22 protein-coding genes are annotated in these 21856 nt (G+C 63.6%); 11 read left to right on the top strand and 11 right to left on the bottom strand.

What is annotated here, in order from left to right; genetic code table 11:
- The 4 genes from AC0L2R_RS19450 to AC0L2R_RS19435 form a co-directional block, all read right to left on the bottom strand.
- Positions 1-339 (bottom strand): ATP-binding cassette domain-containing protein (locus tag AC0L2R_RS19450; protein ID WP_473510887.1); only part of this gene is annotated, 339 nt, incomplete at its 3' end.
- Positions 336-1166, bottom strand: coding sequence for an ABC transporter permease (locus AC0L2R_RS19445; RefSeq protein WP_473510885.1), 831 nt, complete (start codon positions 1164-1166; stop codon positions 336-338). The genes AC0L2R_RS19450 and AC0L2R_RS19445, both read right to left, overlap by 4 nt.
- Positions 1163-2149: an ABC transporter permease gene (locus AC0L2R_RS19440; protein ID WP_473510883.1), complete on the bottom strand. Its 987-nt coding sequence runs from the start codon at positions 2147-2149 to the stop codon at positions 1163-1165. The genes AC0L2R_RS19445 and AC0L2R_RS19440 overlap by 4 nt, the downstream gene beginning before the upstream one ends.
- A 282-nt stretch (positions 2150-2431) precedes the next feature.
- Positions 2432-4042 (bottom strand): ABC transporter substrate-binding protein, encoded by a 1611-nt coding sequence (locus AC0L2R_RS19435; protein ID WP_473510882.1) that lies wholly within the window; start codon positions 4040-4042, stop codon positions 2432-2434.
- 277 nt (positions 4043-4319) lie between these two features.
- On the opposite strand from AC0L2R_RS19435, the gene AC0L2R_RS19430 reads away from it, so the two are divergent.
- Complete coding sequence (locus AC0L2R_RS19430; RefSeq protein ID WP_473510880.1) at positions 4320-5507, top strand: M24 family metallopeptidase; 1188 nt, start codon at positions 4320-4322, stop codon at positions 5505-5507.
- A gap of 222 nt (positions 5508-5729) precedes the next feature.
- Here AC0L2R_RS19430 and AC0L2R_RS19425 read toward each other — a convergent pair whose 3' ends face one another.
- Genes AC0L2R_RS19425 through AC0L2R_RS19415 form a run of 3 tightly spaced genes read right to left on the bottom strand, consistent with a single transcriptional unit; the run spans position 5730 to position 8288 of the window.
- Positions 5730-6149, bottom strand: a complete 420-nt coding sequence (locus tag AC0L2R_RS19425; protein ID WP_473510878.1) for a cupin domain-containing protein — start codon at positions 6147-6149, stop codon at positions 5730-5732.
- A 4-nt stretch (positions 6150-6153) separates the two neighbouring features.
- Positions 6154-7080, bottom strand: a complete 927-nt coding sequence (locus AC0L2R_RS19420; protein ID WP_473510877.1) for a phosphoenolpyruvate hydrolase family protein — start codon at positions 7078-7080, stop codon at positions 6154-6156.
- Positions 7081-7091: 11 nt separating this feature from the next.
- The gene (locus AC0L2R_RS19415; protein WP_473510875.1) at positions 7092-8288 is read right to left on the bottom strand and encodes a Tm-1-like ATP-binding domain-containing protein; all 1197 of its coding nucleotides are present in this window, start codon (positions 8286-8288) and stop codon (positions 7092-7094) included.
- Positions 8289-8403: 115 nt separating this feature from the next.
- Between AC0L2R_RS19415 and AC0L2R_RS19410 the strand changes: the two genes are divergently transcribed.
- The 7 genes from AC0L2R_RS19410 to AC0L2R_RS19380 all read left to right on the top strand — a co-directional run bounded on the left by AC0L2R_RS19410 (position 8404) and on the right by AC0L2R_RS19380 (position 15093).
- On the top strand, positions 8404-9087 hold the full coding sequence (locus tag AC0L2R_RS19410) for a TetR/AcrR family transcriptional regulator (protein WP_473510874.1): 684 nt from the start codon (positions 8404-8406) through the stop codon (positions 9085-9087).
- Positions 9088-9446: 359 nt separating this feature from the next.
- Positions 9447-10763: an extracellular solute-binding protein gene (locus AC0L2R_RS19405; RefSeq protein WP_023797333.1), complete on the top strand. Its 1317-nt coding sequence runs from the start codon at positions 9447-9449 to the stop codon at positions 10761-10763.
- 66 nt (positions 10764-10829) lie between these two features.
- Positions 10830-11735, top strand: coding sequence for a carbohydrate ABC transporter permease (locus tag AC0L2R_RS19400; protein WP_473510873.1), 906 nt, complete (start codon positions 10830-10832; stop codon positions 11733-11735).
- A gap of 1 nt (position 11736) precedes the next feature.
- Entirely contained in the window at positions 11737-12696 is a 960-nt protein-coding gene (locus AC0L2R_RS19395; RefSeq protein ID WP_473510872.1) for a carbohydrate ABC transporter permease, read from the top strand.
- Positions 12693-12902 carry a hypothetical protein gene (locus AC0L2R_RS19390; protein ID WP_095493280.1) on the top strand — a complete coding sequence of 70 codons (210 nt, stop codon included), beginning with the start codon at positions 12693-12695 and terminating at the stop codon, positions 12900-12902. The genes AC0L2R_RS19395 and AC0L2R_RS19390 overlap by 4 nt, the downstream gene beginning before the upstream one ends.
- Entirely contained in the window at positions 12899-14008 is a 1110-nt protein-coding gene (locus AC0L2R_RS19385; RefSeq protein WP_473510870.1) for an ABC transporter ATP-binding protein, read from the top strand. Before AC0L2R_RS19390 ends, AC0L2R_RS19385 begins: the two co-directional genes overlap by 4 nt.
- Positions 14008-15093, top strand: coding sequence for an ABC transporter ATP-binding protein (locus AC0L2R_RS19380; RefSeq protein WP_473510868.1), 1086 nt, complete (start codon positions 14008-14010; stop codon positions 15091-15093). The genes AC0L2R_RS19385 and AC0L2R_RS19380 overlap by 1 nt, the downstream gene beginning before the upstream one ends.
- 70 nt (positions 15094-15163) lie before the next feature.
- Here AC0L2R_RS19380 and AC0L2R_RS19375 read toward each other — a convergent pair whose 3' ends face one another.
- Positions 15164-16135, bottom strand: coding sequence for an AraC family transcriptional regulator (locus AC0L2R_RS19375; RefSeq protein WP_287303083.1), 972 nt, complete (start codon positions 16133-16135; stop codon positions 15164-15166).
- Positions 16136-16227: 92 nt separating this feature from the next.
- On the opposite strand from AC0L2R_RS19375, the gene AC0L2R_RS19370 reads away from it, so the two are divergent.
- Entirely contained in the window at positions 16228-17439 is a 1212-nt protein-coding gene (locus AC0L2R_RS19370) for an MFS transporter (RefSeq protein WP_473510866.1), read from the top strand.
- A 56-nt stretch (positions 17440-17495) separates the two neighbouring features.
- Here the strand turns inward: AC0L2R_RS19370 and AC0L2R_RS19365 are convergent, their stop codons facing one another.
- Positions 17496-18068 carry a TetR/AcrR family transcriptional regulator gene (locus tag AC0L2R_RS19365; RefSeq protein WP_473510864.1) on the bottom strand — a complete coding sequence of 191 codons (573 nt, stop codon included), beginning with the start codon at positions 18066-18068 and terminating at the stop codon, positions 17496-17498.
- 104 nt (positions 18069-18172) lie between these two features.
- On the opposite strand from AC0L2R_RS19365, the gene AC0L2R_RS19360 reads away from it, so the two are divergent.
- Both AC0L2R_RS19360 and AC0L2R_RS19355 read left to right on the top strand, forming a co-directional pair.
- Positions 18173-19081 carry an SDR family oxidoreductase gene (locus tag AC0L2R_RS19360; RefSeq protein WP_473510863.1) on the top strand — a complete coding sequence of 303 codons (909 nt, stop codon included), beginning with the start codon at positions 18173-18175 and terminating at the stop codon, positions 19079-19081.
- A gap of 57 nt (positions 19082-19138) precedes the next feature.
- Positions 19139-20434 (top strand): amidase, encoded by a 1296-nt coding sequence (locus AC0L2R_RS19355; RefSeq protein WP_473510861.1) that lies wholly within the window; start codon positions 19139-19141, stop codon positions 20432-20434.
- 11 nt (positions 20435-20445) lie between these two features.
- On the opposite strand, the gene AC0L2R_RS19350 is transcribed toward AC0L2R_RS19355, so the two are convergent.
- Both AC0L2R_RS19350 and AC0L2R_RS19345 read right to left on the bottom strand, forming a co-directional pair.
- Positions 20446-20832: a hypothetical protein gene (locus tag AC0L2R_RS19350; protein ID WP_473510859.1), complete on the bottom strand. Its 387-nt coding sequence runs from the start codon at positions 20830-20832 to the stop codon at positions 20446-20448.
- Positions 20833-20875: 43 nt separating this feature from the next.
- On the bottom strand, positions 20876-21856 hold the full coding sequence (locus tag AC0L2R_RS19345; RefSeq protein WP_473510857.1) for a hydroxyacid dehydrogenase: 981 nt from the start codon (positions 21854-21856) through the stop codon (positions 20876-20878).

Raw genomic sequence — 21856 nt, 5'->3', positions numbered from 1 at the left:
GGGGGGGGGGGGGGGGGGGTGGGGGGGGGTTTTTCCCCCGGGCGGCCCCCCCCCCCCCCCCCTCCCGCCCCCCCCCCCCCCCCCCCCCCCCACCGAGGGGGGTGCCTTGGCACCAAAGGATGGCAAAAACCACTCGATCGAGCCTCCAACCTTGGAAGAACCCGGCAGCAGCCCGGCAATGGCCAGCGCCAGAGCGCTCTTGCCCGAGCCGCTCTCGCCAATGATGGCGAAGCGCTCGCCGGCGTCGACATCGAGGCTGACATGGTTCAGCGCCGCCACCTCGCTGCCGTCGCGGCGATAGGTCACCGTCAGATCGCGGATCGAAAGCAGCGTCGTCACGACAGGCTCCTTCTCACCGCAGCCGTTTCGACGACGCCTTCGCCGGCGAGGTAGACGCCGAGCACGGTCAGCACGAGTGCTATGCCGGGAATGATCGACAGGAAGGGCGCGATGCGCAGCACGGCGCGGCCTTCGGCGATCATGCCGCCCCAGGTCACGCGGTTGGGGTCGCCGAGGCCGAGAAACGAAAGTGCCGCCTCGGTGAGGATCGCCGCGGCGACGATCACCGACGACAGCGCCAGCACCGGCGGCAAAGCGTTGGGCAGCACTTCGCGAAAGGCGATCTCCAGCGGATGCATGCCGATGACACGGGCGCCGGCGACAAAATCGCGCTCGCGGATCGACAGCACTTCGGCGCGCGCAACGCGCGCCGGCCCCGTCCAGGCGCCGAGCGCGATCGCCGCGACGACGACGCCGAGCGACGGCCCGACGACGCTGACGAAAGCCAGCGCCAGCAGGAAGCTCGGCACGGTCTGGAAGGCGTCTGTGATGCGCATCAGCACCTCGTCGACGAGGCCGCCGGCAAAGCCGGCCAGCGTGCCGACTATCGAGCCGACGGCAAGGGCTGCGGCTGCCGCCGCCAGCCCGACCGCCAGCGAGGTACGGGCGCCGTGAAGAAGCGCCGCCAGCACGTCGCGGCCGAGCCGGTCGGTGCCGAGCGGCAGCGACCAGTCCTGAAAGGGCGGCAGCAATGCCGGCCCGGCAATGGCTTGCGGATCGCCGGGAAAGAACAGCGGCGCTGTCAGCGCCATGGCGAACAGCGCTACCAGGATGATCGCGCCGGCGACCGCTTCCGGCGTGCGAAGAAAGCGGCGAAGCCGGCTCACGCGCTGGCCTCGCTGGCGCCGACGCGCGGATCGAGGAAGGCGTAGCCGATGTCGACAAGAAGGTTGATAACGATGACCAGAACGGCGCTGACCAGGATGATGCCGAGCAGCAGCGCCGTGTCGCGCGCTGCCACCGCTTCCTGCGCCAGCCGGCCGAGCCCGGGAACGGAAAAGACGCTTTCGATGACGACGCTGCCGCCGAGCATCTGCGCCGATTGCAGGCCGAGCATCGTGACGAGCGGCAACAGCGCGTTGCGGGCAACGTGGGCGAGCACGATGCGGCGGCGGGAGAGCCCTTTGGCGCGGGCGGCGAGGACAAAATCCTGTCGCCAGACCTCGGCCATGCCGGCGCGCATCATGCGCAGATAGAGTGCCAGATAGATGAAGCCGAGTGCCGACACCGGCAGCACGAGATGGCGGGCGATATCGGCCGAGCGGTCAAGGCCGGTCTTGCCCGACGCGATGCTCTCGATGCCGCCGATCGGGAACCAGCGCAGGTCGACGGCAAAGACGATGATCAGCACCAGCCCGAGCCAGAAGCCGGGAACGGCATAGAGCGCCAGCGAGCCGATCGACAGCAAGCGGTCGCGAAAGCCGCCGGGCCTGGCGCCGGCATAGATGCCGAGCGCCGAGCCGAGCCCGAAGGAGAGCGCGGTGGCGCTGCCCATCAACAGCAGCGTGTTGGGCAGGCGCTCGAGGATGACGTCGCGGATTGGCCGCGAAAAGGTCACCGACTGGCCGAGGTCGAGATGCAGCAGCGCCCAGAGATAGGTCGCCAGCCGCGTCAGCGCCGACTGGTCGAGGCCCCAACGATGGCGCAGCAATTCGATCATGCCGGCGTCTCCGCCGGTCGAGACGATGTAGGCGTCGACCGCGTCACCGGGGGCGGCTTCCAGCAAAAGGAAAGTGCCGATCACGACAATCAGCAGCACGAAGACGCTGCCGACGAGCCGACGGCGAAGGAGGAGAAGCGCGCGGGTCATGGCGGCACCGGCTGCTTGGCGATGTGCCGATCGTGAGAAATGCCCCGCCCAGGCACCCCCCTCTGTCCTGCCGGACATCTCCCCCGCAAGGGGGGAGATTGGCTGGCCGCAACGTCGGCTCGTCTGCCTGCTGCGTTGAAGATTGGCGAAATCGCCGATGACATCCAATCTCCCCCCTTGCGGGGGAGATGTCCGGCAGGACAGAGGGGGGTGTGAAGGAACTCGGCATTTGACCAAGTTTCCACACAGACTTCGCTGCGAATTTTCATCCGCGCGAGTGTGTCACGATTCCAAATAGGTGTCCGCCCAGTTCGACACCGCCCAGCGCGGGTTGTTGGCGACATTCCCCACCGTGTCCCTGACGACGCTGATGAAGCTCCATTCGGCGACATTGATCAGCGGCAGGTCGGCTGCGACCTTTTTCTGAAACTCCCTGTAAAGTTCCGTGCGCGCGGCGGGGTCGAGCGTCTCGGACGCCTTGGCGATGAGGGCGTCGAGTTCGTCGTTCTTGTAGCCGCCCTGGTTGGAGAACGGCACCCCGTCCGGGATGCCGCTCTGCACCAGGATGGTGGTCGAGATCGCCGGATCGCCGCGGAACACCGGCGGCCCGACCGCAAGGTCGAAGGCGTGGTCGGTGTAGACGGCCTTGATATGCGCGGCCGAGTCGTTGTTGACCAGCTGGGCTTCGATGCCGATGGCGGCGAGCGCCTGGCGCAGATAGTCGCCGAACTGCTTGGTCTCGTTGAAATAGGGCGCCGGCAGCAGCTTCAGCGAAAAGCGCTTGCCGTCGTCACCCTTGCTGTAGCCGGCTTCGTCGAGCAGGGCGTTGGCCTTGGCCACGTCGAAGGCATAAGTCGGCACATCGGCCGTATAGAACTGCGGATCGTTTTTCGGCACCGGGCCGGTGGCGGTGGCGGCATAGCCGAGGAACACCGTCTTGACGACGAAATCCTTGTCGATGGCGTGGGCGATCGCCTGGCGCACCTTCAGGTCGGCCAGTTCCTTGCGGCGATGGTTGATCTCGACGACGAGCTGATAAGTCAGCGCCTCATAACCCTTGGTGATCACCTTGAGGCCAGGCACTTTTGAGATGCGGTCGAGATCGGCCAGCGGCACCGCGGAAAAGGCGGCGAGCTGGATCTCTTCGGCCTCGAGCGCGCTTGCCGCCGAGGTGCGGTCGGGCAGCACCTGATAGATGATCTCGTCGAGGTAAGGCTGGTCCTTGCCCCAATAGTCCCCATTCTTCTCCAGCCGGTAATATTCGCCTGGCTTGTGTTCGGCGAATTTGAACGGGCCGGTGCCGATAGGCGCATTGTTGGCCGGGTTCTCCTCGATCTTGCCTGTCTCGTAGATGTGCTTCGGCACCACGCTGGTCAGCGCCGGCAAGGCGTTGCGGATCAGCTGGAATGGTGTCGGCCTGGCGAATTTGAACACCGCCGTCAGTTCGTCCGGCGTGTCGACCGTCTCCAGATCCTTGAACACGGTGCGGCCGAGATTCTGCAGCGGCTTCCAGATCTGCAGCGCCGAGAACGCGACGTCGGCCGAGGTAAAGGGCTTGCCGTCATGCCATTTGACGCCCTCGCGCAATTTGAACGTTACCGACAAGCCGTCGGCGGCGCCCTCCCAGCTTGTCGCCAGGCGCGGGTCGAGCCCGTCCTTGCCGTCAAAGGACGCCTCGGCCAGCGGTTCCACGATCTTGCTCGAAATGAAGAAGACGCCGTTGGACGCGACGATCGCCGGATTGAGGTTGCGCGGCTCAGAATCGGCGGCGACGACCAGTCGCCCGCCTTTCTTCGGCGTCTGTGCCCAGCCGATCGTCGGCAGCGCCGTCGAAGCCAGCAGGAGTGCCGAACCGGCAAGCACGCTGCGTCTGGAAATTGTGACCTCTGGCATGATCGAACTCCGTCCCTCTCAGCCACTCGGCCGGGTGGCCACTACCCTCGGACGCCGGACGGCATCCTTGCAAGGGTGATTATGAGCCTTGCCGAGGGTTTCGCCAGCGACGGATTTGGCGCATCCTCATGTGGCTTTGAAAATTTCGTCCGCTGGACCAGTTACAGGGAAGCGGTTCAATCCGACCTTATCTGGTAGGACCAGACTTGTCTCGGTAAGACCAGACTGGAGACTGCCGCGATCCGATCGGCCGGTCAGGGAATTCAGGGAGAGAAAGATGAACGTCGTTCCGGGCAAGAATGCCGTCAGCACCATCCCGTTCGATCATGCCAGGGTCGACCGGCTGATGGAGGAAGCCGGCATCGATGTGCTGCTCGCCACCTCCAAGCACAACACGCAGTATCTGCTTGGCGGCTACAAGTTCATCTTCTTCGCTGCCATGGATGCGATCGGCCACAGCCGCTATCTGCCTGTTGTCGTCTACGAGAAGGGCGGCCCGGACCACGCCGCCTATATCGGCAACCGCATGGAGGGCGCCGAGCACCAGAACAACCCGTTCTGGACGCCGACCTTGCACGCCGCCTGCTGGGGCACGCTCGACGCCGCCAATCTCGCGGTCGAGCACCTGGCGAAAATCGGCAAGGGCGACGCCCGCATCGGCATCGAGCCGGCTTTCCTGCCGTCTGACGCCTACACGCTGATCCGCAAGGCGCTGCCGGATGCAAGGCTTGTCGATGCGACCGACATGCTGGAGCGGATGCGGGCGATCAAGACGGATGCGGAGCTGGAGAAGTTGCGCATCGCCTCCGAACTGATCACCGATTCCATGCTGGCGACCATTGCCTGGGCCCGCGAAGGCACGACCAAGACCGAGATCATCGAGCAGCTGCGGCGCGAGGAGACCAATCGCGGCGCGCATTTCGAATATTGCCTGCTGACGCTCGGCTCCAGCCACAACCGCGCCGGCTCGCCGCAGGCCTGGAAGAAGGGCGAGGTGATGTCGATCGATTCCGGCGGCAATTATCACGGCTATATCGGCGACCTCTGCCGCATGGGCATTTTGGGCGAGCCGGATGCCGAACTCGAGGATCTGTTGGCCGAAGTCGAGGCGGTGCAGCAGGCGGCCTTTTCCATGGTGCGCGCCGGCACGCTGGGTGGTGAGATGATATCCTACGCGGAAGGCGTGCTGAAAGCGTCGAAGGTCGCGCCGTATACCGATTTCTTCGCCCACGGCATGGGGTTGATCACCCATGAGGCGCCGTTCCTGATGACCAACCATCCGGTGACTTATGAAGGCACTTATGCCGAAGAGCCGCTGGAGAAAAACATGGTGCTCTCGGTCGAGACGACGATGCTCCACCCGACGCGCGGCTTCATCAAGCTTGAGGACACGCTGGCGGTCACCGATAGCGGCTACGTCATGTTCGGCGACCGGGGCAGGGGCTGGAACCGGGGCGGGGTTTGACAGCACTGCAATGAAGGCGCTGCCCCCTCACCCGGATTGCCAACCGAATTGCAAAGGGCAATTCGGGACAATCCGACCTCTCCCCGGAGGGAGAGGAGATCGCCAGCGACGGCGTCTATCTCTTCTCCCCTCGGGGAGAAGGTGGCCGCGAAGCGGCCGGATGAGGGGGCAACTACAAATGCGATTAGCCCTGCCGCAAACAAGGAGGCGGGTGTGCAGAGATCACTTCCCACCCGGCGGCAGCAGCCTGAAGTCCGGCAGGTCGCGCAGCGCCAGTTCCGGCCCGGCCGGCGAATAGACGACGAAAAGCTGCATGGGCGCATCGCCGGTGTTCAGTGTCGAGTGGAAGCGGCTTTCCGGCACATAGATGGTGCAGCCGGGGCCGACCTTCTCAACGACCGGATTGCCGTCCTCGTCCTCGACCATCTGCTCGCCATTGCCTGATATGACGAAGATGATCTCTTCCGCGCCCGGATGGTTGTGGCGCGTGTGGCCCTTGCCGGACGGCAGGTCGACGACGCCGCCGGAAAAGCGCGCAGCACCATTCACCTCGGGAGCCACCGTCAACGACAGCCTGCCCCAGTCGAAGCCGAAGGCGCTGACATCCTTCGGGTAGACAAACACCTTGCTCTTGTCGGTCATCGTCTCATCCCTTCTTTTTCTTCGCGGTCGTCTTGGCGCCGCTTTTTTTCGTTTGCGCATCGGATTTTCCCAAAACCGGTTCCGACTTTTGGGTCCGATGCTCCAGCGAGACCGCCTTGAAATCGGCAGTCTGCCTGGCGATCGCCGCTTCCGCCGGCAGCCGCTCCATCGAGCTTGCCCCGTAAAAGCCGTGCAGGCCCTTGCAGCGTTCGAGGATATAGCGGGCATCGTCCGGCATCGAGATCGGCCCGCCATGGCAAAGCAGGATGACATCCTTGCGTACCGCACGCGCCGCTTCAGCGATGGCGTCGATCTCGGTCACGCAGTCGTCGAGCGATTTGGCCGACGTCGCACCGATCGAGCCGCCGGTGGTCACCCCCATATGAGCGACGACAATGTCAGCACCGGCCTTGGTCATGGCGCGCGCCTCATCGGGGTTGAATACATAGGGCGTCGTCAGCAGATCGAGTTCGTGTGCCGCGGCGATCATGTCGACCTCGAGCCCGAAGCCCATGCCGGTTTCCTCAAAACTCTGCCGCATCTGGCCGTCGAACAGGCCGATGGTCGGAAAGTTCTGCACGCCGGAAAAACCCATCGTCTTTAGCTCGGCCAGCAGCAGCGGCATGATGACGAAGGGATCGGTGCCGTTGACGCCGGCCAGCACCGGCGTCTTCTTCACCACCGGCAGCACCTCATAGGCCATTTCCTTGACGATCTCGTTGGCGTTGCCATAGGCGAGCAGGCCGGCAGCCGAGCCGCGGCCGGCCATGCGGTAGCGGCCGGAATTGTAGATGATGATCAGGTCGATGCCGCCGGCCTCCTCGGCCTTGGCCGACAGCCCGGTGCCGGCGCCGCCGCCGACGATCGGCACGCCGCCGGCAATCATTTTGCGGAACTTTTCCAGGATCTTCTTGCGCGGTATGGCGGGCATGGCTTCGTCTCTCACTGTCTGGCGATGTCGAGAAAAGCCGCAACCGCAGCCTTGGCGAATTCGGGATCGTTGACGTGCAGCGGCAAGCGGACCACGCGACGTGTGTTATCCGGCATGATCGTGCGCTCGATGGCCTCGAAGAGTGCTGCATCGGCTTCAGGGTCGAAGAAGGCGCCGCCTTCGATGTCGAGCGCCGAAACGCCTTTTTCGGGAATGAGGAAGCGGACCCGACCGTCGCAGAGGCTCAGTTTGGCGCCGATCCATTCGCCGATCCTGCGGCTTTCGTCAGGCGTCGTGCGCATCAGCGTCACGTTCGGATTGTGCTCGTAAAACAGCCGTCCGCTATAGCGTTCCGGAATGGTCGGCGGCGCCCAGAAATTCACCATGTCGAGCGCGCCGACCGAGCCGACATAGGGCAGTTTCGTGCGGGCGATCGCGTCGAAACGGTCTTCGGTTGCCGGCAGAACGCCGCCAAACAGGAGGTCGCAGACTTCTGTCGTCGTGATGTCGATGACGCCGGACAGCAAGCCGCTGTCGGCCAGCTTCTCCATGGTGCGGCCGCCGGTGCCGGTGGCATGGAAGACCATGCAGTCATAGGTCGAACGAAGCTGCTCGGCGATGGACGTCACGCATGGCGTGGTCACGCCGAACATGGTGAGCCCGATCGATGGTTTGCCGTCGGGGGGCGGCGCCGGTTTCGCAGCCATGCCTGCTATTGCCTGGGCAGCGTTGTGCAGCACGACGCGAGACAGCCGGTTCAGGCCGGCCATGTCGGTCACCGACGGCATCATGACGATGTCGGAGACATCGACATAAGGCGCGGTGTCGCCCGAGGCGAGCGTCGAGACCATGATCTTGGGCAGGCCGAGCGGCAGCGCGCGCATGCCTGACGTGATGATCGAAGTGCCGCCACCGCCGCCGATGCCGATCATGCCTGATATATCGGTGCGCGACTGGACAAACCGGGTGAAGGCGATGGCCATTGCCGCCACCGCGGTGCCGCGGTCGTCGACGCCCAGCACGGCGGTGCTGCCGTCGGGATGGTGGCCGGCGACCTCTTCGGCCGAGACATCGACCGGCACGGTCGCGTTGCGCGTTCCGACGTCGACGCGGGTGACAGCAGCACCGGTGGCGGCGACCGCATCGGCCAGAAAGGCGAGTTCCTCACCCTTGGTGTCGGCGGTGCCCACCACATAGACGCGCTTCATTGCGTTTCCCCGGTTCAAGGCGCACTCGGCGTAGTTGCCGGCCGCTCTTTTGCCCCGGCCGTTCGGCAGCGCGAAAGGCCATTGCAATTTTTTGAGACGTGCGTATCATATTGACATGAATGTCTCACGTCAACCAGTGACAGTGCCCGACGATGCCGGTTCTGCAGCGGCGCGCGGGCCGCGCGCCCGCACAAGGCGGTTGATGCTGGAGACGGCGACAAGGCTGATGCAGGCGGGCGCCACGCCCTCAGTCAGCGAGGTCGCCGAAGCGGCGGAAGTCTCCCGCGCCACCGCCTATCGGTATTTTCCAAGCCAGTCGGCGCTGGTGCAGGCGGTGGTCGACGAAGGGCTCGGGCCGATCCTCACCTGGAAGTCGGCCTCGGCCGATCCCGAGCGCCGCGTCGTCGAGCTGTTCGACACGGCCATGCCACGCATCGAAGCCTTCGAGGCGACGTTCAAGGCGGCGCTGAAGCTGTCGCTCGACCAGTGGGCACGGCGGCAGGCCGGCACGCTGGACGGCGAGCCAGCCTTCACGCGCGGCCATCGCATCGATTTGCTCAAGGACGCGATCGCACCGCTCAAGCACCGGCTGCCGCCACGCGAATTCAACCGCCTGGCACAGGCCCTGTCGCTGATCTTCGGAGTCGAAGTGCTGATCGTGCTGAAGGATATATGGGGGCTGGACAGCCGCAAGATGATGTCGGTAGCGCAATGGGCAGCTGGCGCCCTGGTGCGGGCCGCGGTGATGGAATCGATGACTGGAGGAGGCAGAAGCGCGCCGGCGACAGCTGCGGAATAGTATCGATCTGGTTCGACCAGATGGGGACGCCTACTACTGACAATAGTCGGCGTGCCGTACCGCGAACAAGAGCCTTGCGTATCAACGAGTAGGAAAATTTAAGAAAAACAGACAGATGTTGCTGGAATCTGCTTGTCTGAGGCCCTGCCATCGTCCAAGAAAGAGCTTGACGTGCGTCCGAAATTGGTAATACCAGATCAGGACAATATAGCGGATCGAAAGTGAGGGCTGCGATCCATTTCCGGTTGGGCGAGGAGGCTCGAAAACCGGAACGGCGCCATCACGGAAGGAACTACCAGGGCCGGCGTCGCCGCCGGCTCGGATGATACGGTAGAATGCGCACAAGGGAGGAAATCATCATGCGCAAGACAATGACCAGCATGCTTGCTGGTATCGGCTTAGTGCTCGCCTGCGGAACGTCTGTCTACGCGCAGGATAAGGAACTCACCATCTTCTGGGCTGAGTGGGATCCGGCGAACTATTTGCAGGAACTCGTCAACCTTTACGAGGCCGAGAGCGGCGTGAAGGTCACGGTCGAAACGACGCCGTGGCCGGATTTCCAGACCAAGGCGTTCACCGAGTTCAACGCCAAGGGCAGCGCCTACGACATGGTCGTCGGCGATTCGCAGTGGATTGGCGCGGCCTCCGAGGCAGGCCACTATGTCGACCTCACCGACTTCTTCAACAAGCACAATCTGAAGGAAGTGATGGCGCCGGCAACGGTGAAATACTACGCCGAATATCCGTCCAACTCCGGCAAATACTGGTCGATACCGGCCGAGGGCGACGCGGTCGGCTGGTCCTATCGCAAGGACTGGTTCGAAGACCCGAAGGAGATGGAAGCCTTCAAAGCCAAGTACGGCTACGATCTCGGCGTGCCGAAGGACTGGAAGCAGCTGCGCGACATCGCCGAATTCTTCCACCGTCCCGACGAGAAGCGCTACGGCGTCGCCATCTACACCGATAACTCGTACGATGCTCTGGTGATGGGCGTCGAGAACGCCATTTTCTCCTTCGGCGGCGAACTTGGCGACTATTCCACTTACAAGGTCGACGGGATCATCAACTCCGAGCAGAACGTCAAGGCGCTCGAGGCCTACAAGGAGCTCTATTCCTTCACCCCTCCTGGTTGGGCCAAGAGCTTCTTCATCGAGGACAACCAGGCGATCACCGAGAACCTGGCGGCGATGAGCATGAACTACTTCGCTTTCTTCCCGGCGCTCATCAACGAAGCCTCCAACCCGAATGCCAAGGTCACCGGCTTCTTCGCCAACCCTCCAGGACCGAACGGCGACCAGTTCGCCGCGCTCGGCGGCCAGGGCATCTCCGTCATCTCCTATTCGCAGAATCAGGAAGAGGCGATGAAGTTCCTGGAATGGTTCATCAAGGACGAGACGCAGAAGAAATGGGCGGAACTCGGCGGTTACACGGCAAGCGCCAAGGTGCTCGAGTCGCCTGAATTCCAGAACGCCACGCCTTACAACAAGGCCTTCTACGAAACCATGTTCAAGGTGAAGGACTTCTGGGCGACGCCGGAATATGCCGAGCTGCTCATCCAGATGAACCAACGCGTCTATCCGTACATCACCGGCAATCAGGGCACGGCCAAGGAAGTGCTCGATGCGCTCGCCGCGGACTGGAACGCGACGTTCAAGAAATACAACCGCGTGAAGTAAACGGCACTAACGCTCGGAGGGGGCGGGAGCCCGCCCCTTCCGTTTTCTTTTCCGGAGGAACGGCCCTTGGCCACTGCAGTCATGACCACGCTGGATCCCAAGTCGCGCTCCGCCGCCCGCGGTATGAGCGACCTTACGATCCGCAATCTCTTCATCATTCCGACGATCGTTTTCCTGATCGTCTTCAACATCTTTCCATTGCTCTATTCGCTCGGCTATTCGTTCACCGACTTTCGCGCATCGGGCGCGGCACCGGCAACTTTCGTCGGACTGCAGAATTACCGCGAGCTGCTCAACGACCCGTTCATCTGGTCGAATTTCGCCATCACCGCCAAATATGTCATCGTCTCCGTGGTCGGCCAGGTCGTCGTCGGCTTCGGCGTGGCGTTGCTGCTCAACCGGGATATCCCGTTGAAGGGCCTGCTGACGACACTGCTGCTGTTGCCGATGATGCTGTCGATGGCTGTTGTCGGCCTGTTCTGGAAACTGCTCTACGATCCGTCCTTCGGCATCATCAACTATACGCTCGGCCTCGGCTCCTTCGAGTGGCTGTCCAACCCCGACATGGCGCTCTACGCGGTTGCCATCACCGACATCTGGATGTGGTCGCCCTTCGTCATGCTGCTGTCGCTCGCCGGCCTGTCGGCGGTGCCGAAGCACCTCTACGAGGCGGCCGCGATCGACCGCGCCGGCTCGTTCTATACGTTCTTTCGCATTACGCTGCCCCTGGTCGCGCCGATCCTGATGATCGCGATCATCTTTCGCACCATGGAGGCGTTCAAGACATTCGATCTTGCCTACATCCTGACCAGCCAGCCAACCACCGAGGTGATCTCGATCCGGCTCTACAAGATGGCGTTCCAGGAATGGCAGACTGGGCGCTCCTGCGCGCTCGCCTACATCGTGCTGATCATGATCCTGGCGATCACCAACATCTACGTCAAATACCTGAACAAGGTGAAGGAGCGCTAGCATGGCCGCTGTCACCACCTCTGCCGAGCGTTCGCTCAACAAGCTCGCCATCGTCGGTGTGCTGATCGTCACGATTATATTCCTGGCGCCGATCTACTGGATAGCCTCGACGGCGTTCAAGCCGCGCAACCTTGCCACCACCATTCCACCGACGGTGGTCTTCCAGCCTGAGATATCGCCCTTCGTAAAGCTGTTCACCAAGCGGTCGCAGTTGCGCACTGCGCCGACGCCGGAACAATACGCCGCCGCCCCGTGGTGGGAGCGACTGGTGTTTGACGGCGGCGAGAAGGTGGTGCGCTCGGGCAAGGGCGAGGTGCAGTGGTCCGGTTATCCGAGCCGCTTCATGAATTCGCTGATCGTGGCCATCACCTCGACGATCCTTGCCGTCGGCATGGGCACCTTCACCGCTTACGGTTTCTCGCGCTTCAAGATAAAGGGGGAACAGGACCTGCTCTTCTTCATCCTGTCGACGCGCATGCTGCCGCCGGTGGTGGTGGCGATCCCGATGTTCCTGATGTACCGGGCGGTCGGCCTCAACGACACGCATTGGGGCCTGATCATCCTCTACACCGCCTTCAACCTCAGCTTCTCTGTATGGCTGATGAAGGGGTTCATGGACGAAATTCCGAAGGAGTACGAGGAGGCGGCGCTCGTCGACGGCTATACGCGCATGGAGGCCTTCTTCAAGATCGTGCTGCCGGAGGCGGCCACCGGCATCGCCGCCACCGCCGTGTTCTGCTTCATCACCGCGTGGAACGAATATGCCTTCGCGCTGATCATGACCAACCGGCGGGCCCAGACGGCGCCGCCGTTCATTCCAAGCCAGGTCGGTTCCGGCCTGTCGGACTGGACGGTGATTGCCGCCGGAACCTTCCTGTTCCTGCTGCCGGTCGCGATCTTCACCTTCCTGTTGCGCAACCACCTCTTGCGCGGCATGTCCTTCGGAGCGATTCGCAAATGATCCGCCATGCTACAATCCAGCGCACGGCCGAGATCGTGATGGTGTGCGGCATCATCGCGCTCTGTCAGCCGTGGAACCTCTTCCTGCACCGCTATGGGCTGACGATCATCATCGTCGGGCTGCTGACGTTCATGATCACCGGCTGGGTCGGTCCAAGGCAGAAGCCGCAGGCGACCGGCGCGCCGGAAAAAGAAGGTCACGCATGACCCAGATCGAGCTTCGTGGCGTCCAGAAATTCTTCGGCGCCGTCCAGGTCATCAAGGACCTCAACCTCAAGATCGACGACAACGAGTTCATCGTGCTGCTCGGCCAGTCGGGCTGCGGCAAGACGACGACGCTTCGCGCCATCGCCGGGCTTGAGACGATCGACGGCGGCGATGTCCTCATCGACGGCAAGCCGGTCCAGCATCTCAAAGCTGCCGACCGCGACATCGCCATGGTTTTCCAGTCGTTCTCGCTCTATCCGCATATGAGCGTCTACGAGAACATCGCTTTTCCGTTACGCGCCATGCGCAAGAGCAAGTCGGAGATCGACGGCGAGGTGCGCTCGGTCGCCAAAGTGCTGCAGATCAACGATCTGCTCGGCAAGAAGCCGTCGGCGCTGTCGGGTGGCGACATGCAGCGCGTGGCAATCGGCCGGGCGCTGGTGCGGCGGCCGAAGGCGATGCTGATGGACGAGCCGATCGGCGCGCTCGACGCCAAGCTGCGCGAGGAGATGCGCGCGGAGATCAAGCGGCTGCACATCAAGCAGGGCTCAACCACCATCTACGTCACCCACGACCAGATCGAGGCGATGAGCCTTGCAGACCGCATCGTCATCATGCATGAGGGCGTTCTGCAACAGGTGGGCAGCCCATCGGAAGTGTATACGCGCCCGGCCAATTTGTTCGTCGCGCAATTCGTTGGCTCGCCGGTGATGAACATCGCCAACGCAGCGGTGACGATGAACGGTTCCGGCGCCAGGGTCACCGTCGACGGTGCCGCGGAAGGGTTCGTTTTCCCGGCCGAACTGGTCGGCCAGCTCGACGCCGCGAACGTCGGGCAGGACCGCCTCTCACTCGGCATTCGCCCCGAAGGTGTGATAGTCTCGCGCGAGCCGGCGGACGGTTATCTGCCGGTCGAGGCGCACATCATCGAACCGCTTGGCTCCTACGACATCGTCGACCTCAAGGTCGGGACACAGATGCTGCGCGCCCGAACCCGTTCCGGTTTCGTCGGCAAGGCGGGGGTCCAGGTCTTCGCCAAGCTCGACCCGGCGCAGGCGCATTTCTTCGACACGGCAAGCGGCAATTCGCTGGGGGTGAGACTCTGATGGCCCATATCCAGCTCAAGAACATCTCAAAGACATTCGGCAATCACACCGCATTGACCGGGCTCAATCTCGACATTGCCGACGGCGAGTTCTTCGTGCTGCTCGGCGAGACCGGCGCCGGCAAGACGACGACGCTGCGCATGATCGCCGGCCTGGAAAAACCGGACGAAGGGCAGATATTCATCGACGGCGCTGATGTCGCTGACTGGGGTGCGGCCGAGCGCGACGTGGCGCTGGTGCTGCAGCAATACTCGCTCTATCCGCGCTACACGGTGCGCGAAAATCTCGAATTCCCGCTGAAGCCGAAAATCCGCCGCATCGAGCCCGACGAGATCAAGAGGCGTGTCGACCGCGTTGCCAAGACCTTGCGTATCGAGCATCTGCTCGACCGCAAGACGGATCGCCTCTCTGGCGGCGAGATGCAGCGCGTCTCGATTGGTCGCGCCATCGTCAGGAAGCCGCGCGTGTTCCTGATGGATGAGCCGCTGTCGGCGCTCGACGCCAAGTTGCGCGAGGCGCTGCGCACCGAGCTGAAGAACATCCAGATGAACCTTGGCCAGACCTTCCTGTTCGTCACGCACGATCAAATCGAGGCGATGTCGATGGGCGACAAGGTTGGCGTGCTCAACCATGGCCGCATCGTCCAGACCGGCACGCCCTATGATATCTACAACAATCCGCGCGACACCTATGTGGCGAGCTTCGTCGGCTCGCCGCCGATGAACCTCATCGACGGCAAGCTCGTCAACGGCCGCGCGGTGATGGCGCCGCTGAATTTCGAACTGCCTTTTGCAGGGGGGGCCAGGACGAGCGGCGAGACCGACGGTCGCCCGCTCGTCTTCGGTATTCGTCCCGAGGATCTCTATCTCGAGAGCGGGGCGTCGGTCGAAGCGCGCGTCCATGATGTCGAGAACCATGGCGTCGAAAAGATCCTGACGCTGCGGGTCGGCGACGCCATGTTGCGGGCCACGGTGCCGGCCAGAACCGATGTCGAGATCGAGCAGCCAGTGCGCTTTGCCTGGGATCCGGACAAGGTGGTGCTGTTCGACAAGGGTACCGGGATAAGCCTTCGTCACGCAGGCTAAAGCGCGTCGCGCAAAAATGCGCGTCTGTTGGGCGGGAGGATGCCAGGCGGCTTGAAGCCTGTGGCCAGGTTTAGCCGGCTTGGCGGGTCTCAGCCTGTTCCTCGGCCCGGAAATGGCTGGGAGCCGATCCGATGACGCGCTTGAACGCCCGACTGAACGACGCGTCGGATTCATAACCCAGCCGTGCGGCGACGACGGAAATCTTCAACCGGTCGCGGACCAGCCATTGCCGTGCCTGGTGCATTCTCACCTGGGTGACATATTTGGCCGGCGTTTCGCCGACGATTGTCGCGAAGCGTTCGGCGAAGCCTGATCGCGAGGCGCCCATCATCCTGGCCAGCGTTTCCACCGTCCAGTCGCGGTCCGGTTCGAGGTGGATCGCGGCCAGCACGCGGCCGATCTCGCGATCCCTCACCGCCGCAATCCAGCCGGACGAGTCGCCGCAGCCGCGCTCGACCCATGAGCGAATGACGGTGGCGGCCAGCACATCGGCAAGCCGTGCCAGAATGCCGCCGGAGCCGACACGCTCCATCGTCACTTCGCGGGCCATGGCCTCCAGCAGATGCGGGATACCAGGTTCATAGGCTTCCAACTCGTGCGCGCGCATCACGTCCGGCATCATGCCGAGCAATGGGTGCAAACCGTCGAGGTTGAAATACATGCTGCCGAAAAACAGCAGCGTCCCCGGCCGACAGCCTTCGTTGGACAGGCAGTAAACGCCCTTGCAGACCTCTCCGACCTCGTAACCCTGGATCGGCGAAGCCTCGGTGCCCGGCTCGCTCGCCAGGACGTGTGCGGCGCCGCGCGGCAGCAGCACCGCGTCGCCCGCCTTGAGCTCGACCCATTCGCCGGACGGCTGCAGCAACCAGCATCCTGTGCGGCCGATGAAGTGAAACCGCGCCGCCGTCTGGGCCGGAAACTGGAGGCCCCAAGGCTCCTGCATTTCACAACGGCCATATTCGACGCCGTCGAGCCGTAACCCGCGCAGTATGTCTGTCAGCGGATCGCCGGTGACCGGAACTTTGGACGAATGGTCAAGCATGATGGTGTTTCTAGCATGGAAACTCCAGGCGGTCACCCCCTATGTTGCACTGCAGCCAAATGTTGCGCGCTGCAACCATCGGAGATCCCATCATGACCGAACCCGCGACAGGCGTCATGTCAGCCGTTCTCGATCCGGCGGAAACCGATGAACGAGCCGAGCCGGCGTGGGGAGCGGTCGTATCCCTCGCGCTCGGTGTGTTTGGGCTGGTGACCGCGGAATTCCTGCCTGCCAGCCTGCTGACGCCGCTGGCGCAGGATCTCGGTGTGACCGAAGGCACCGCCGGCCAGGCGGTGACGGCAACCGCCGTTGTCGGCGCGATAGCCGCTCCGACCATGGCCATCGTCACCAAACGGCTGGACCGCAGGCTCGTCATGTGGGGACTGACCGTGCTGCTGATCCTGTCGAACCTGTTGGCGGCGTTTGCGTCCTCGCTTCCCGTCCTTCTGATCGCCCGCATCATGCTCGGGATCAGCCTCGGCGGCTTCTGGTCGATGTCGGCGGCCATGGCGATGCGGCTTGTCCCGATGCGGCTGATGCCGCGCGCCATGTCGATCATCCTCACCGGCGTTTCGGTGGCGACCGTCTGTGCGGCCCCGGTCGGTGCCTATGTCGGCGACATCTGGGGATGGCGAACGGCGTTCATGATCGCGGCTGTTGTCGGCGCCCTGGCGCTGCTGGTGCAGATCGCCACCCTTCCGAAGCTGCCGCCGGCGGGCGTGGCAAGCTTTCGGACTTTGCTGGAGGTAATAAAGCGGCCGATGATCAGGGTTGCGCTCCTGGTGGTCCTGTTGGTCGCCTCGGGACATTTTGCCGGCTTCACCTATGTCCGCCCGTTTCTCGAGAAGGTGCCCGCGCTGGACATCGAGACGATCTCGCTTGTGCTTCTCGCCTACGGCATCGGTGGCTTCTTCGGCAACTTTGCCGGCGCCTTCATGGCCGAACGAAGCCTCAAGACCGCGGTGGGCCTGGCGCCACTGCTGATTGCGGTCGCGGCACTTCTGCTGCTGACCATCGGCGCTTCGCCCGCGGTGGCGGCGATAGCGGTGGCCGCCTGGGGTTTTGCCTTTGGCGCGGTGCCGGTCGGGCTGCAAACCTGGCTTGTGCGAGCCGCTCCCGACCAGGCAGAAAGCGCTGGCGGGCTGATGGTCGCCACGTTCCAGGTTGCCATCGCGCTGGGTGCCGTTTTCGGCGGCCTGCTGGTCGACAATGCCGGCGTTGCCAGCGCTTTCGCCTATTGCGGGATCGCGACGTTGCTGGCGGCCTTGGCGGCGTTCCTGCTCGGCCCGAGGAGCGCAACCTAAGCCATCCGGAGGTGCGTCCCCCCTAGGACGCCTCCAAGAACTGGCCCGAATATCGGTTATGGTTTTCGGGCCTTGACGATTGCGGTGACAAAACGGCCCAGACTGTCTTCGACGTAGGATGCAACTTCGGCCTTCGGGTCGAAACTCCACCAAAGCAGCGAACCTTGCCAGTGCGATGCCATCAGCAGGCCGATGTCCAACGGCGTGTCGACGACAGAGGCAAAGCAAGAGTCGAGGATGTTGCACAGGGATGCCTTCCACGACGCCCCCCGCGCGCGAAGCACCGGATCGCGCAGATCTTCGCGCAGGACGAGCAGGCCCTCGGCATAGGATTCGATGCCGCCATAGTCGCGTGACAGCGCCACCAGCAATTCGATCGCGCCAAAAGGGGTCCTCGGTGTCGCTTCTGCGAGCGTTGTCGTCTTCGCGTCCAGCCTGTCCCATGCCTGCAGCAAGGTTCTTTGCCTGAGCGTGGCCTTGTTCTTGAACCGCTGCACCAGGGTCGAGCCGGAGAGCCCGCAAATTTGGGACAGCCGTTCAAATGTGAGTGCCTCGGGGCCATGCCTGTGGATCAGCCGGTGCGCCGCTTCCAGCACGTCCTCGTCGGATTGCGTTTTTTGCCGAGGCATCTTGACATCCATTTATAACCGAATGATCATTTATATATCTTAACATTGAAGAAGGCCAGCATTGGTTGGTCAGAGCATTGGTTGGTCAGAGTCTGGGGAGTTCAATGACGCTTGAGGGAAAAGTCGCTTTGGTCGCTGGCGCCACGCGCGGTGCGGGGAGAGGCATTGCTGTCGAACTGGGTGCCGCGGGCGCGACGGTCTACGTCACCGGGCGGACGACACGCGCGCATCAGTCCGAATACGCCCGCCCGGAAACCATCGAGGAAACGGCGGAGCTTGTTTCAGCGCAAGGCGGCCATGGCATCGCTGTGCAAGTCGACCATCTGGTTGCCGAAGACGTGCGCAAGCTGGTCGACCGGATACGTGCCGAGCAGGGCCGCCTCGATGTGCTGGTCAACGACATTTGGGGCGGCGAGAAACTGTTCGAATGGAACAAGCCGGTCTGGGAACATGATCTCACGAATGGTTTGCGCATGTTGCGGCTGGGCATCGACACGCATCTGATCACCGCACACTACGCGCTGCCGCTTCTGATCGAGCGCCCGGGCGGCCTGCTGGTCGAAGTCACCGACGGCACCGCGGAGTATAATGCCGAGCATTATCGGCTCTCGCCGTTCTATGACCTCGCCAAAGTGTCGGTGACCCGTATGGCCTGGGCCCATGCCAAGGACCTCGCCCCGCACGGCGCCACCTCGATTTCGCTGACACCCGGCTGGCTGCGTTCGGAAATGATGTTGGAAGCTTTCGGGGTGACCGAGGACAACTGGCGTGATGCGACAGCAAAAGTGCCGCATTTCGTCATTTCCGAGACCCCGCGCTTTATCGGGCGCGCAGTGGCGGCGCTTGCGGCGGACCCGGACCGTTCGCGCTGGAACGGACGGTCGCTGTCGAGTGGCGGGCTGGCGCAGGTCTACGGCTTTACCGATCTCGACGGCTCGCGGCCTGACGCGTGGCGCTACGTTCCCGAGGTTCAGGACGCCGGCAAACCAGCAGATGCGACTGGCTATCGCTAGAGCTATGACGTCAGTGTGCTGGGCTGTTCGGGCGACAATAAAAAAGTAGACTGTGCCATGCAATCAGCCCGCGACCGCCTCGAAGCCGTCCTTTCGCGTCTCACCGTCCGCGCCGACAATGAAAGCGTATTCGTAAAACTCTATCCGGAAGCCGCACGAGCAGCAGCCGATGCCGCCGATGCCAAGCGCAGAGCCGGCGTGACGCTCGGGCCGCTCGACGGAACAATTCTGTCGATCAAGGACCTGTTCGATGTCGCCGGCGAGCCGACCACGGCCGGTTCGTTGTTGCTCAGGACCGCAGCGCCGGCGCTGCGGGATGCCGTCATCGTGCGGCGGCTGCGGCAAGCGGGCGCGGTGATCTTCGGCAAGACCAACATGACCGAATTCGCCTTCACCGCAATCGGCGTCAACCCGCATTATGGCACGCCCGGCAATGCGACCGACGCCGGCCGGATCGCCGGTGGTTCATCCTCCGGCGCCGGTGTTTCCGTTGCCGAAGGCACGAGCGAGATCTCGATCGGTTCCGACACCGGCGGCTCGGTGCGTATTCCGGCGGCGCTGAACGGTGTCGTCGGCTTCAAGCCGACGGCGCGGCGGGTACCGCGCGATGGCGTTTTCCCGCTGTCCGACACGCTCGACTCCATCGGCCCGCTTGCGCGCACCGTCGCCGAATGTGCGGCAGCCGACGCGGTGATGGCGGGCGAAGAGTTCGCGGCTCTTGTTCCGCTTCCGCTTGCCGGACTGCGCATCGGCGTTCCGCGCGGCGTGCTCTTCGAGGATACCGAAGAAGAGGTCGCGGCGGCGTTCGAGCGATGTGCTCGCAAGCTGGAACTCGCCGGTGCACGCCTCGCCGATCTGTCCATTGATGACGTCCTCGCCGATTTGCGCGCGGTAACCAGGCGGGCCTCGATTGCGGCAATGGAGGGCGCCGCGGTCCATGCAGATTGGCTGGCGACAGGTGCGGCGACGCCGGTCGATCCGCGGGTGAGCGAGCCGTTGTCGCGCGCCGCCGCCGTGCCGGCCACGGCCTATATAAGGACAATCCGCCGCCGCACGGCGCTTGTCGCCGCCATGGACGAGCGGCTGGCGTCTGTCGATGTGCTGGCCCTGCCGACCACGCCGGTCACCGCGCCGACCATCGTGTCGATGACCAGCGACGAAGCTCTGTGTGAGCGTACGGAAGGCCTTCTGCTGCGCAACACGCAGGTCGCCAACCAGTTCGACCTCTGCGCGATCTCGCTGCCAATGCCGGGAATGGCGCGCCCGGCCGGGCTGATGCTGGTGGCGCGCCACGGCGACGACCAGCGGCTCCTGCGCATCGCGGCGGGAGTCGAGGCACTGCTTGGCCGTTGAAGATGTGAACGTTATTGCGACGAACAGTGGCCGCGTTCGCTGTCCCTGGACGCGCGTTCGATACCGGTCGCGACCAGCCATGGCAGAGTGTATTTCTTGCCGTTGAGGGTCTGGGTTCGGTTCTCGATGGAGCCAACAACGACGACCTTGCCGGCGTAGAGCTTGTCCGAAAGATCGGGTGCCTTGTCCTGCGGCGGCAGTTCCTCGATGTCGATCGACACGCCCTTGATGATCTTGCCCGTGGCAAGGTCGAGCGCGCTGTTCGACGGACAGGGCGCCATCACGCACCGCAGGCCGTTGTCGCAATAGACGTAATTGCTCTCGGCCGCAGCGACCGAGGGCAGGACGCAGATCGAAACGATCGCAACAAGCAGCGGCGTGCGGCGAAAAACGAGCATGGGGAGCAGCGTCGTGCAGAAATTGGGCGAAACGGCGGTAGCGCTACGCGTCGGCCGGGAACCGTCGCCGGTAGTGCTCAACCACTTCGGGATTGCGCAGATTGATCGGCAATTTGTTGGCCAGCACCAGCAAGGTTTCATCAGCCGAACCGACGCCCATGCGCATCATCGACTGCTCGGTGATGCCGGCCATATGCGGCGTGACAATGACATTGTCGAAGCCGAAATAGGGGTGATTGGGCGGCAGCGGCTGCGTTGCAAAGACATCGAGCGCGGCACCGCCGATACGGTCCTTCTGCAGGGCTTCGATCAGCGCCTCGTCGTCGATCACCGGTCCGCGCGAAATATTGATCAGCAGCGCGTGCGGCTTCATTCGACCGATGCGCTCGCGGTTGATCAGGCCGCGCGTCTCCGCTGTCAGCGGGCAGCACAGAACGATGATGTCGCTCCGCTCGACCAGCGCGTCGATCGACAGGAACCCCACCCTGTCCGGCGCCGGCCTCCTGCTGCGCGTCGTCGCCACCACGTTCAGCTCGAAACCATGTGCCGCGATATGGCCGACTGCCTGTCCGATGGCGCCGAAGCCGACAATGCCGATCGTCTTGCCGGCGAGTTCGCTGGCGAGAATGGTGTGGTCGCGGCCGGCCAGCCAACCCTTCGACCGCAGGTCGCGGTCCACCATGCGGAAGCGCCGCAGCAGTGCCAGCGCCGCGAACATCACGTATTCGGCGACCGAGCGCGCATTGACCGCCGGCACGTTTGCCACCAGCACGCCGGCTGCCGTGGCCGCTTCCATGGGAACCATGTCGAGCCCGGCGCCATGGCGGATTGCGGCCCGAAGCTTCGTCGCCCCTTCGAACAGCGCTGATGGCAGTGGCGCGCGAACGATGATGATATCGGCGTCCCTCGCCTCAGTCGCCAGCGTGTCGGCATCGAGGGCGGAGGCGACGACTAGTTCGCCGGCGCCGGTCAGCGTGGCGGAGGCGCGCGGGTGCAGCGTGTGTGTCGTCAGGATCTTAGGCAT

Source organism: Mesorhizobium sp. WSM4820 (assembly GCF_055811075.1).
Note: the sequence above shows the minus strand (reverse complement) of the source record. Positions and strands in the feature narration are given on the sequence as shown.

Bases quoted from the DNA above. Each gene is read 5' to 3' on its own strand.
- AC0L2R_RS19440 (WP_473510883.1), bottom strand. From the start codon at position 2,149: ATGACCCGCGCGCTTCTCCTCCTTCGCCGTCGGCTCGTCGGCAGCGTC.
- AC0L2R_RS19435 (WP_473510882.1), bottom strand. From the start codon at position 4,042: ATGCCAGAGGTCACAATTTCCAGACGCAGCGTGCTTGCCGGTTCGGCA.
- AC0L2R_RS19430 (WP_473510880.1), top strand. From the start codon at position 4,320: ATGAACGTCGTTCCGGGCAAGAATGCCGTCAGCACCATCCCGTTCGAT.
- AC0L2R_RS19425 (WP_473510878.1), bottom strand. From the start codon at position 6,149: ATGACCGACAAGAGCAAGGTGTTTGTCTACCCGAAGGATGTCAGCGCC.
- AC0L2R_RS19420 (WP_473510877.1), bottom strand. From the start codon at position 7,080: ATGCCCGCCATACCGCGCAAGAAGATCCTGGAAAAGTTCCGCAAAATG.
- AC0L2R_RS19415 (WP_473510875.1), bottom strand. From the start codon at position 8,288: ATGAAGCGCGTCTATGTGGTGGGCACCGCCGACACCAAGGGTGAGGAA.
- AC0L2R_RS19410 (WP_473510874.1), top strand. From the start codon at position 8,404: ATGAATGTCTCACGTCAACCAGTGACAGTGCCCGACGATGCCGGTTCT.
- AC0L2R_RS19405 (WP_023797333.1), top strand. From the start codon at position 9,447: ATGCGCAAGACAATGACCAGCATGCTTGCTGGTATCGGCTTAGTGCTC.
- AC0L2R_RS19395 (WP_473510872.1), top strand. From the start codon at position 11,737: ATGGCCGCTGTCACCACCTCTGCCGAGCGTTCGCTCAACAAGCTCGCC.
- AC0L2R_RS19390 (WP_095493280.1), top strand. From the start codon at position 12,693: ATGATCCGCCATGCTACAATCCAGCGCACGGCCGAGATCGTGATGGTG.
- AC0L2R_RS19385 (WP_473510870.1), top strand. From the start codon at position 12,899: ATGACCCAGATCGAGCTTCGTGGCGTCCAGAAATTCTTCGGCGCCGTC.
- AC0L2R_RS19380 (WP_473510868.1), top strand. From the start codon at position 14,008: ATGGCCCATATCCAGCTCAAGAACATCTCAAAGACATTCGGCAATCAC.
- AC0L2R_RS19375 (WP_287303083.1), bottom strand. From the start codon at position 16,135: ATGCTTGACCATTCGTCCAAAGTTCCGGTCACCGGCGATCCGCTGACA.
- AC0L2R_RS19370 (WP_473510866.1), top strand. From the start codon at position 16,228: ATGACCGAACCCGCGACAGGCGTCATGTCAGCCGTTCTCGATCCGGCG.
- AC0L2R_RS19365 (WP_473510864.1), bottom strand. From the start codon at position 18,068: ATGCCTCGGCAAAAAACGCAATCCGACGAGGACGTGCTGGAAGCGGCG.
- AC0L2R_RS19360 (WP_473510863.1), top strand. From the start codon at position 18,173: ATGACGCTTGAGGGAAAAGTCGCTTTGGTCGCTGGCGCCACGCGCGGT.
- AC0L2R_RS19355 (WP_473510861.1), top strand. From the start codon at position 19,139: ATGCAATCAGCCCGCGACCGCCTCGAAGCCGTCCTTTCGCGTCTCACC.
- AC0L2R_RS19350 (WP_473510859.1), bottom strand. From the start codon at position 20,832: ATGCTCGTTTTTCGCCGCACGCCGCTGCTTGTTGCGATCGTTTCGATC.
- AC0L2R_RS19345 (WP_473510857.1), bottom strand. From the start codon at position 21,856: ATGCCTAAGATCCTGACGACACACACGCTGCACCCGCGCGCCTCCGCC.